Here is a 9213-nt window from a genome sequence, read left to right as displayed (position 1 = left end):
TGCCCTTGCCAAGGGGGCGTCCACATATGAATCACATTCCCGACGCCAAGGGAATCCTGTTTATGGGTCCCGACCCTAGCGACCCCGAGGCCGTGGGATTCCGTGGACTGTATCAGACGGAATTGGGCAATCGCTACGTTTGGGTAGTTCTCAGCAGAGGCAAGATGATCCGTGTCGTCGCGGCAGTGTTTGCTCCGACCGACTTCGCGGCCATGACGGCTGATATCGAATGGAAAATTTTCGGTGTACCGAATCCGTAGCCGCTGATCGCGATCCGCCAGACGGTTTGCCGCTAGCGACTCCTATCGCACCGGCGCCTGAAGATCTGGATCGTTTAATCAAGTGGAACTGGCTAATGTCCGCAATGTCGGCGCATCCCGACAGGCAGCAATTGGGTCGAAAATCCCAACAGCGGCCGTGATCCGAATTTGTCCAGCCACCTAGGGCCGATCGGCATTCAGCCCTGACGACCTGCAAATGGCGATTTTCGCTCCGCCCTACATCTGAATGTCGATCGGTCCTGGAATCGAGCCCGTTTTCAGTTTGCAGCGGCGGTTTTCCCGATCGGGCTTCGCCTGTGCCGATGGGTGGATGCTGAAACGAGTTCGGCATGACGGATTGGAGGCCACGGCGCCTCCACCGGCGCCCCCGCACATCGAGACCAGGCCCCGCCTCAGTCGCCCGCCTCGGCGATCTGGGCGATATAGGCGTCGTCGACGATGCGGATGCGGCCATTGGCCAGCTCGATCACGCCGGCTTCCACCCAGGAGGCAAGCTGGCGGTTGATGTTTTCCCGGCTCATGCCGACGAAATTGCCGAGCTCGCTCTGGCTGAGGTCGCCGGCCAGCTTGTGGCCGTCGGCCTTGCCGTCCGTCAGCCGCTTGAGGAAGCGGGCAAGGCGCGGGCCGGCGGCGAAGGCGCGATCGCTTTCGATCGTCGTATCGGTATCGCGCAGGCGGCGCGCCATATCGCGCAGCATCCGGAGCGCGACCTTGGGATGGCCTTCGATCAGCCGTTCGAAGGCGGCGCGGCCGATGCGGAGATAGCGGCCGGCATAGCGCGCGGTGGCCGATGCGGTGCGCGGCTGGCCGTCGAGCAGCGCGATTTCCCCCAGCACGGCGCCGCGTTCGGCATAATCAAGCACGATTTCCTGCCCATTGGGGGCGATCATGCTGACCCGGGCGATGCCGGCCAGGATCACCACCGCCGCATCGCCTTCGTCCCCCTGCCGCAGGATGGTGTCGCCCGGCTTCATCGCATGGACGCTGGAGGAGGAGAGGAGATCGGCGAGTTCCGCCGGCGTGCAGGCCGCCAGCACCGAATGGGGCGGCAGCATCGCCAGCACTTCCTGGGCATCCATCGTCGGCACGGCCTTCCTGTTCGGCCGGGCGACGGCGGGTAAGAAACGGGTGCCACGCCCGAATACGCTACACGAGCGAGGCGAATCGTCCTTAACGCCCGCTGCCCGGCGGGGACTGTGATTGCCGTCACAGCATAGGGGCAATCCCCGCGACAGGGAAAGCCAAACCCCTGAAATCGAGCCGCAAGATGATCGCGGCCGCCGAAAGATGAAGGAATCCGCCGCCACAGCATCACGAAAAATCGGCAACAGAATTAACGAACGGCAAAGCATGTTCGCCCTAGGGTCGCCCGATATGCTGCCCACGGGTGATCGATGCGCCACGCCTTGCTGAAAGTTCCCCCCCTCGACCTGGCCGATTCGTCCGGCACCGGCGGGCAGGCGAGCCTGCGCAGCCGCATCGCCGCCGATATCCCGCCGGGCGATCCCCGCACCGAGGCCCTGTGGCGCGCCGCGCCGTGGATGGCGGGGCTCAGCGTCACCTGCGCGCTGGTGGTGCTGTGGGGCCTGATGCGATCGGTGCCGGTGACAGCGCTTTCGGCCTGGGCCGCGCTGATCGTGGCGGCGAACTTCGTGATCGTCCGCGCCCGGCGCCGGGCGGCCGGCTATGATTCGGACGAACTGCTGCGATCGCCCTACTGGACGGTGTTCGAGGCGGCGATGCACGCCCTGCTCTGGTCCGCCCTGCCCTTCTTCGCCTTTGCCGATCAGCCGCCCCAGACGCAGATGATGCTGGCCGGCGCGATGGCGACGATGATGGCCGGCGCCTTCCTGCTGGCGCTGGTGCCGCTGGCGGCGGCGGTGTGGGTGGTGGTGATCGCCACCGCCCTGCTGTGGGGCCTGCACAATGCCAGCGACTTCGCGATCGGCGTGGCGGTGGTGCTGATCGCCGGCTATGTCGCCGTGGTGCTGACCGGCTGCCTGACGATCGAGCGGCTGCTGACCCGGTTCATGCGCCAGGCGACCGAGGAACGCGGCCGGCGCGAGGCGATCGGGCTGCTCCTGAAGGAATATGAGGAACAGGGCGCGGGCTGGCTGTGGCAGATCGATGCCGCCAACCAGCTGACCTATGTGAGCCCGCGCATATCATCGATGCTGGGGCGTTCGACCGGCCAGCTTATCGGCCAGTCGCTGCCGGTGGTGCTGGGCTGCGACGCGCGGCTGGGCGGCGCGCTGGTGGCGCGCGAGCCCTTTTCGGGCCTGCATATCGATGTCGAGACGCCCGGAGGCGCGCGATCGGTGGCGCTTTCCGGCACGCCGATCTTCGCCCCGGACGGCGCGTTCGAGGGCTTTCGCGGCGTGGGCAGCGACATCACCGAGATCCGCCGCAGCCAGGACCGGCTGACCCATATGGCACGCATGGACATGCTGACCGGCCTGCCCAACCGCCAGCACATGCATGAGCTGTTCGCCGACGGCGTGGCCCGCGCCAAGGCGAGCAATGTGCCCTGCGCGCTGATGTTCCTCGACCTGGACGGGTTCAAGCCGGTGAACGACAGCTTCGGCCATTCGCTGGGCGACGAGGTGCTGCGCACGATCGCCCAGCGGCTGCAGGCCGAGGTGGGGCCGCGCGGACGGATCGGCCGGCTGGGCGGCGACGAATTCGCCCTGCTGCTGACCGACGGGCAGAGCCGGCAGGCGGTGGAGGAGCTGGGCCACAAGCTGATCCGCGCGGTGAGCCAGCCGCTGATGCTGCCTTCGGCCGAGATCCGCATCGGCATGTCGATCGGATCGGCGATCGCGCCGATCGACGGCGATCAGGTGGACGACCTGCTGCTGAAGGCGGACCTCGCGCTCTACGAGGCGAAATCGCGCGGACGCGGCACCTTCGTCCATTTCGAGCCCCGCCTGCAGCAGAATGCCGAGGACCGCGTGCGGCTGGAGCATGACCTGCGCCAGGCCCTGAAGCGCGACGAGTTCGAGGTGCATTACCAGCCGGTGGTTTCCGCCGTGACGCAGGCGGTGGTGGGGTTCGAGGCGCTGCTGCGCTGGCGCCACCCGGAACGCGGGCTGATATCGCCGGCCATCTTCATCCCCATCGCCGAGGAAAGCGGGCTGATCGCCGATATCGGCGAATGGACGCTGCGCCAGGCCTGCAAGCATGCCGCATCCTGGCCGGGCGACATCCATGTCGCGGTGAACGTCAGCCCCCGCCAGCTGGTGCTGCCGGCGCTGCCCAACGCGGTGAGCGATGCGCTGGCGGCCGCGCGGCTGCAACCGTCGCGGCTCGAGCTGGAAGTGACTGAAAGCGTGTTCCTGAGCGACACGGACGGATCGCTGGACGTGCTGCGCCGGGTGCGATCGATCGGGGTGGGCATCGCGCTCGACGATTTCGGGACGGGCTATTCCTCGCTCGGCTATCTCAACAAGACGATCTTCCACGCGCTGAAGATCGACGGATCGTTCGTGCGCGATGCCGCGCGGCGCAGCGAGACCGTGTCGATCATCCGCGCGATCGTGACGCTCGCCAACAGCTTCCGCATGACCATCACCGCCGAGGGGGTGGAGACGGTGGCCGATTTCGAGCGGATGCGCGACCTCGGCTGCCACCGCATCCAGGGCTATCTGTTCGGCCGGCCGGTGCCGTTCGGGGAAACGCTGGCGCTGGTGGGCCAGCGCTTCGAATATGGCGCGCGGGCGGCAGGGTAAGCCCCGCCGCCCCCGGCAATCAGATCAGGCTGATCCGCACGTCCAGCCCGTTGCGCGTGGCGTGGCTGTAGGGGCAGACGATGTGGGCCTGATCGACGATACCCTGCGCGGTTTCGCGGTCGACGCCCGGCAGCGAGACCTTGAGCGCGACATCGAGGCCGAAGCCCTGGCCGTCATCGCGCGGGCCGATGCCGACGGTGGCGGTGACGCTGCTGTCTTCAGCGATCTTCACCTTCTTCTGCGCGGCGACGAACTTGATCGCGCCCAGGAAGCAGGCGGAATAGCCGGCGGCGAAAAGCTGTTCGGGATTGTTGCCGGCGCCGCCCGGCCCGCCCAGCTCCCTGGGCGTGACGAGGGTAACGGAAAGCGCGCCGTCGGCGGTGGAAGCGGAACCGGTGCGGCCGCCGGTGGCGGTGGCTTCGGTGGAATAGAGCGTCTTCATGGGGCTTGCCTTTCGCTGTGCCGGCGCGGCCTTCGCACCGGGCTGGTGAGGAATATATATCGTGCACGATCTAATCGTGCGATAGTTTATAGCTGGGATGGCCACAAGAATATCTTTCTTGCGATCATATCGTGCACGATATATATTTGCCGCGAAGGAGTGCGCCATGCCCGCCGCCGATCATCTCCGCCTCGACGAGCAATTCTGCTTCGCGGTCTATTCCACCGCCCACGCGCTGAACCGCGTCTACAAGCCCCGGCTGGACGCGATCGGCGTCACCTACCCGCAATATCTGGTGCTGCTGGTGCTGTGGCAGGATGACGGGCTGACGGTGGGCGCGATCGGCGAGCGGCTGGGCCTGGAATCCTCCACGCTGACCCCGCTGCTGAAGCGGCTGGAGGGCGCGGGCCTGATCGCGCGCGCGCGCAGCCGCGAGGATGAGCGGCAGGTGATCGTCTCGCTCACCGACAGCGGCCGGAACTTGCGCGAGAAGGCGCGGCGCATCCCGCTCGACATGCTGGCGGCGACCGGGCTGGAGGCGACGGCGCTGGGCCGGCTGCGCGATGCGCTGGTGGGCGTGCGCGAATCGCTGGCTGATACCGCCGAGGAGGAAGCCGCGTGAGCGAAGGCGATGTCCGCATCGCCGGCGACGGGATCGCGGCGACGATCGCCCCGCTGGGGGCCGAGCTGCAATCGCTGACCGACGCCGAGGGGCGGGAGCTGCTGTGGGACGGCGACCCCGCTTTCTGGGCCGGCCGCGCCCCCATCCTGTTTCCGATCGTCGGCACGCTCCGCAACGACAGCTATCGGATCGACGGCGAGACCTATCGCCTGCCCCGCCACGGCTTCGCCCGGCGGCGGCGCTTCGACCTGGTCGAGGCGACGGCGGCGCGGGCCTTGTTCCGGCTGGCGGACGATGCCGAGACACGGGCGGCCTACCCCTTCGCCTTCCAGCTCGACATGGCCTTCGCCATCGCCGGCGGCACGCTGGAGATGAAGGCGACGGCGCGGAACATGGGCGACAGGCCGCTGCCGGCGAGCTTCGGCTTCCATCCGGCGCTGCGCTGGCCGCTGCCGGGCGCCGGCCCGCGCAAGGCGCACCGGCTGGTCTTCGCCGCCGGGGAGCCCGCGCCGGTGCGGCGCGTGGATGCCGACGGCCTGATCGATCCCCTGCCCCGCCCCACGCCCATCGCCGGACGCGAGCTGGCGCTGGACGATGCCCTGTTCGCGGAGGACGCGCTGATCCTGGACGATCTCGCCAGCCGGTCGCTGCTCTATGGCGTGCCGGGCGGGCGGATGCTGGAGATCGGCTTCCCCGACATGCCGGCGCTGGGCCTGTGGAGCAAGCCGGGCGCGGGCTTCCTCTGCATCGAACCGTGGCAGGGCCATGCCGACCCGGCGGGCTTCGGGGGCGATTTCCGCGATCGGCCGGGCGTGGTGGAGATCGCGCCCGGTGCCGAGCGCAGCTTCACGATGACGATCAAGGTTTGAAAAGGCGCGGAAAGGGCAGGTTTTGCGTGCGGCGCGAGGCGCATCCTCAGGCGAGCCGCGGATGGACCTTCACGTCGCGGGCGATGGCCAGCGCGCCGAAGGCCGCCAGCACGCCGATCGAGCCGGCGATCATGAAGGCGGGACCGTAGCTGCCGGTCATGTCGCGCAGCAGGCCCGCGCCGAGCGCCGCGACGGCCGCGCCGATCTGGTGGCCGGATGCCACCCAGCCGAACACGATCGGCGCATCGCGATCGCCGAAATGCTGGCCGGCGAGCTTCACCGTCGGCGGCACGGTGGCGATCCAGTCCAGCCCGTAGAAGACGGCGAAGACCGAAAGCGCGACGATATCGAAGCCGGTGAAGGGCAGCGCCACCAGCGAAAGCCCGCGCAGCCCATAATAGACGAACAGCAATTTGCGCGGATCATAGCGATCGGTGAGCCAGCCCGAGGCGGTGGTGCCGAACAGGTCGAACACGCCCATCACCGCCAGCAGCCCCGCCGCCTGCACCGCGCCCATGCCGTTATCGCCGCAATAAGCGATCAGATGCGTGCCGACGAGGCCGTTGGTGGTGAGGCCGCAGACGAAGAAGGTGCCGAACAGCAGCCAGAAGACCGGCGTGCGCGCGGCCTTGCCCAGCACGCGGAAGGCGAGCGCCACGCTTTCCCTGGGATGGGCCGGCGGCTCCGGCGGGCGGGGCGCATCGGCGTCATAAGGCAGCAGCCCCGCATCGGCCGGCCGTTCGGGCAGCAGCAGCGCGACCAGCGGGATCAGCGCCGCCGAGACGATCGCCACCGCCATCGCCACCGGCCGCCAGCCGCCCTGTTCGGAAAGCCAGGCGAGCACCGGCAGGAAGAGCAGCGATCCGGTGGCCGTGCTGGCGCTGAATATGCCCATCACGAGGCCACGATGGCGATCGAACCAGCGCGACGCGACGGTGGCCCCCAGCACCAGCGCCACCGCGCCGCTGCCGAGGCCGGAAAGCAGCCCCCAGGTCAGCACATAATGCCACGGCTCGGTCATGAAGAGGCTCAAGCCCGTCGAGACCGCCATCAGGCCGAGGCCGCCGATCAGCGTGCGGCGGATGCCGATCGTCTGCATCAGCGCGGCCGCGAACGGGCCGACCATGCCATACAGGAAGATGCCGAAGGCCGCCGCCGCCGAGACCGTCGCCCGATCCCAGCCGAAGGCCGCCTGCAGCGGGGTCATCATCACGCCGGGGGCGGAACGCAGGCCCGCGGCGGCCAGCAGCGACAGGAACGTCACCGCCACCACCACCCAGGCATAGTTGCGGCCGAAGGGTCTCGCGATCATGGGGCCGGAGGTAGCCGTGCCCAGGGCAATCGAGAATTATCCTTGGGTATATGTCACGGCCGGCTGCCGAGCAGCGCGAGGCCGAAGCCGATGAAGATGCCGCCGGTCAGCCGGTTGAAGGCGCGCTTCAGACCGGGGCGGGTGAGGAAGCCGGCGAGCTTCTGGCCGCCGATGCCATAGACCGCATACCAGAACATCTCGGTCACGGCGAAGGTGGCGACCAGGATCGCGAACTGCGGGATTTCGGGCCGGGCCTTGTCGATGAACTGGGGCAGGAAGGCGGCCGCGAACATCAGCGCCTTGGGGTTGCTGATGCCGATCGCGAAGCCGCCCCGGAACATGGCCGGCGGCGAGAGTGAGGGAACCAGCGCCCGGCCATCGACGTCGATCGGCGCGGCATCGCTGCGCCACGCCCTGATGCCGAGATAGACGAGATAGGCGACGCCGGCATAGCGCAGCACATCGAACAGCCGGGGCGAGGCCATCAGCAGCGCGCTGAGCCCGGTGGCGGAGGCGAGCAGGATCAGCACCAGCGCGGCGAGGCAGCCGGCCATCGCCGCGACGCTGCGCCGCGCGCCGAAATGCACGCTGCGCGTCATCACATGCAGCATGTTGGGGCCGGGCGTGCCGCACAGCAGGAACACCGCGAGGAAGAACAGCCACCAGGTGTGAAGCGACATCGGCCCGATCCGTTGGAGGAGACCGGCGCGGTTTACAGGAGCGGAGGCCGCGCCGGCAAGCCGGGCGCGCGATCAATCCCCCGCGCGATCCGCCAGCCGGGCATAGGTGATCGCGGCATCGCGGGTCCGCGGATCGTCCTTGAAGGCGATGGCGGGATCGGGCGCCTCGCCTATGCCATGGAGCAGCGCCCACAGCGCGAAGCGGCGGCCGGGCTCCGTCTCGGTGGCGAAGGCGATCGCCAGCCGGTCCACGCCGTCCGCGAAGGCCGCGTCATCGAGCGAGGCGAGATCGGCCGTGCCGAAATAATTGGCGAGGAGGGCATCGAGGTCCATGCCCCGCCGTTGCGCCAGCCCGCCGCGAAACGCAAGGCGACGGGCTGGTCCTCCCGCCGCCTTGCCCGGATCACTCGGCTGCCATCGCCACGCCGTGCGCCGGATCGGAACGGGCATCCTGGCTGGCATCGGTGGTCCACGCCCAATGGCCGGCGGGCGGCGCGCCGGTGATGCCATATTCCTCGCGTATGTCCTCCACCTTCCAGTCGAGATGGTCGCGCCAGCACACGATCATCAGCGGCACCTTCCAGTTCTTGCCCTGGGCGGCGCCGATATCCTCGGCCTCCAGCATTTCCGGGATCACCTGCGGGTAATAAAGCCCCATCTTCATCGTCGTCTTGGCCTTCAGATAGGTGCCGACACGATTGATGAAGGCCGCCAGCTCCGGCCGGAAATAGCGGAACAGGCTGCGGGCGTTGGCGGCGAGCAGCGCCACCTCCCCGCAGAAGTTGGTTTCGAACCCCGTTATCATATGCTCGATATCGTGGGTGAAGACGCGTTCCTTCAGGTAGAAGGTGTAATCGCTGTCGATCTTCATCCCCTGGAAGAAGTGATCGATATCGTAGCCGCTGTTGGCGAGGAAATCGTGGATCACATGGCCCAGCGTGCCGGGCGGATAATCCTTCACCTCGTCCGCCTTGAAGTCCGAGGTAACGCGCCGATCCAGCCAGCGCTTGAATTCGGGCAGGCGCTGCTTCTCCTCCTCGAACAGGCGGATGATGCCGGGCATGTCCTCCATCTCGTGCAGGATCGCGGCGACCTGCGGGATGAAGGCGGTGTTGGGCAGGTCCGCCCCGTTCCGGCGCAGCATCTCCTGCGCGATCAGCGCGCGCAGGCCGGCATGGTTGAGATATTTGGACGAGCTGATCAGCACCGAGCTTTCGGTGGTGAAGGTGCGCATCCCGTTGTGATAATAATCAATGTCCGCCTGGCTGACGTTCGACAT

General features: G+C 67.9%; 10 protein-coding genes. 4 read left to right on the top strand and 6 right to left on the bottom strand.

Annotation, left to right across the window (positions count from 1 at the left end; translation table 11 throughout):
* Nucleotides 1–260: hypothetical protein (locus CV103_RS17435; protein WP_211314420.1), on the top strand; the 260-nt coding region annotated here is incomplete at its 5' end.
* 413 nt (nucleotides 261–673) lie between these two features.
* Here CV103_RS17435 and CV103_RS17430 read toward each other — a convergent pair.
* Nucleotides 674–1360 (bottom strand): Crp/Fnr family transcriptional regulator, encoded by a 687-nt coding sequence (locus CV103_RS17430; RefSeq protein WP_015458312.1) that lies wholly within the window; start codon nucleotides 1358–1360, stop codon nucleotides 674–676.
* Between the two features lie 327 nt (nucleotides 1361–1687).
* Between CV103_RS17430 and CV103_RS17425 the strand changes: the two genes are divergently transcribed.
* Nucleotides 1688–4009 carry a putative bifunctional diguanylate cyclase/phosphodiesterase gene (locus CV103_RS17425; RefSeq protein ID WP_245896928.1) on the top strand — a complete coding sequence of 774 codons (2322 nt, stop codon included), beginning with the start codon at nucleotides 1688–1690 and terminating at the stop codon, nucleotides 4007–4009.
* 19 nt (nucleotides 4010–4028) lie between these two features.
* Here CV103_RS17425 and CV103_RS17420 read toward each other — a convergent pair whose 3' ends face one another.
* Complete coding sequence (locus CV103_RS17420) at nucleotides 4029–4451, bottom strand: organic hydroperoxide resistance protein (RefSeq protein WP_015458314.1); 423 nt, start codon at nucleotides 4449–4451, stop codon at nucleotides 4029–4031.
* Between the two features lie 166 nt (nucleotides 4452–4617).
* Between CV103_RS17420 and CV103_RS17415 the strand changes: the two genes are divergently transcribed.
* The gene (locus CV103_RS17415; RefSeq protein ID WP_015458315.1) at nucleotides 4618–5073 is read left to right on the top strand and encodes a MarR family winged helix-turn-helix transcriptional regulator; all 456 of its coding nucleotides are present in this window, start codon (nucleotides 4618–4620) and stop codon (nucleotides 5071–5073) included.
* Nucleotides 5070–5942 carry an aldose 1-epimerase family protein gene (locus CV103_RS17410; protein ID WP_107395664.1) on the top strand — a complete coding sequence of 291 codons (873 nt, stop codon included), beginning with the start codon at nucleotides 5070–5072 and terminating at the stop codon, nucleotides 5940–5942. The genes CV103_RS17415 and CV103_RS17410 overlap by 4 nt, the downstream gene beginning before the upstream one ends.
* Before the next feature lie 46 nt (nucleotides 5943–5988).
* On the opposite strand, the gene CV103_RS17405 is transcribed toward CV103_RS17410, so the two are convergent.
* From CV103_RS17405 to CV103_RS17390, 4 genes are all read right to left on the bottom strand, one after another.
* A complete protein-coding gene (locus tag CV103_RS17405; protein WP_107395663.1) occupies nucleotides 5989–7254 on the bottom strand; it encodes an MFS transporter in 1266 nt (421 codons plus the stop codon).
* A 53-nt stretch (nucleotides 7255–7307) separates the two neighbouring features.
* Entirely contained in the window at nucleotides 7308–7934 is a 627-nt protein-coding gene (locus CV103_RS17400; RefSeq protein WP_070934924.1) for a LysE family translocator, read from the bottom strand.
* A 72-nt stretch (nucleotides 7935–8006) separates the two neighbouring features.
* Nucleotides 8007–8267, bottom strand: a complete 261-nt coding sequence (locus CV103_RS17395; protein ID WP_107395662.1) for a hypothetical protein — start codon at nucleotides 8265–8267, stop codon at nucleotides 8007–8009.
* A 70-nt stretch (nucleotides 8268–8337) separates the two neighbouring features.
* Nucleotides 8338–9213 (bottom strand): Coq4 family protein, encoded by an 876-nt coding sequence (locus CV103_RS17390; protein ID WP_015458320.1) that lies wholly within the window; start codon nucleotides 9211–9213, stop codon nucleotides 8338–8340.

The sequence above is a fragment of the Edaphosphingomonas fennica genome, assembly GCF_003034225.1.
In the GTDB taxonomy this organism is placed as follows: domain Bacteria; phylum Pseudomonadota; class Alphaproteobacteria; order Sphingomonadales; family Sphingomonadaceae; genus Sphingomonas_E; species Sphingomonas_E fennica.
This window is presented reverse-complemented; position numbering and strand designations above follow the sequence as displayed.

Coding starts and splice junctions, on each gene's coding strand:
- CV103_RS17430 (WP_015458312.1), bottom strand. CDS start 1,360: ATGGATGCCCAGGAAGTGCTGGCGATGCTGCCGCCCCATTCGGTGCTG.
- CV103_RS17420 (WP_015458314.1), bottom strand. CDS start 4,451: ATGAAGACGCTCTATTCCACCGAAGCCACCGCCACCGGCGGCCGCACC.
- CV103_RS17415 (WP_015458315.1), top strand. CDS start 4,618: ATGCCCGCCGCCGATCATCTCCGCCTCGACGAGCAATTCTGCTTCGCG.
- CV103_RS17405 (WP_107395663.1), bottom strand. CDS start 7,254: ATGATCGCGAGACCCTTCGGCCGCAACTATGCCTGGGTGGTGGTGGCG.
- CV103_RS17400 (WP_070934924.1), bottom strand. CDS start 7,934: ATGTCGCTTCACACCTGGTGGCTGTTCTTCCTCGCGGTGTTCCTGCTG.
- CV103_RS17395 (WP_107395662.1), bottom strand. CDS start 8,267: ATGGACCTCGATGCCCTCCTCGCCAATTATTTCGGCACGGCCGATCTC.
- CV103_RS17390 (WP_015458320.1), bottom strand. CDS start 9,213: ATGTCGAACGTCAGCCAGGCGGACATTGATTATTATCACAACGGGATG.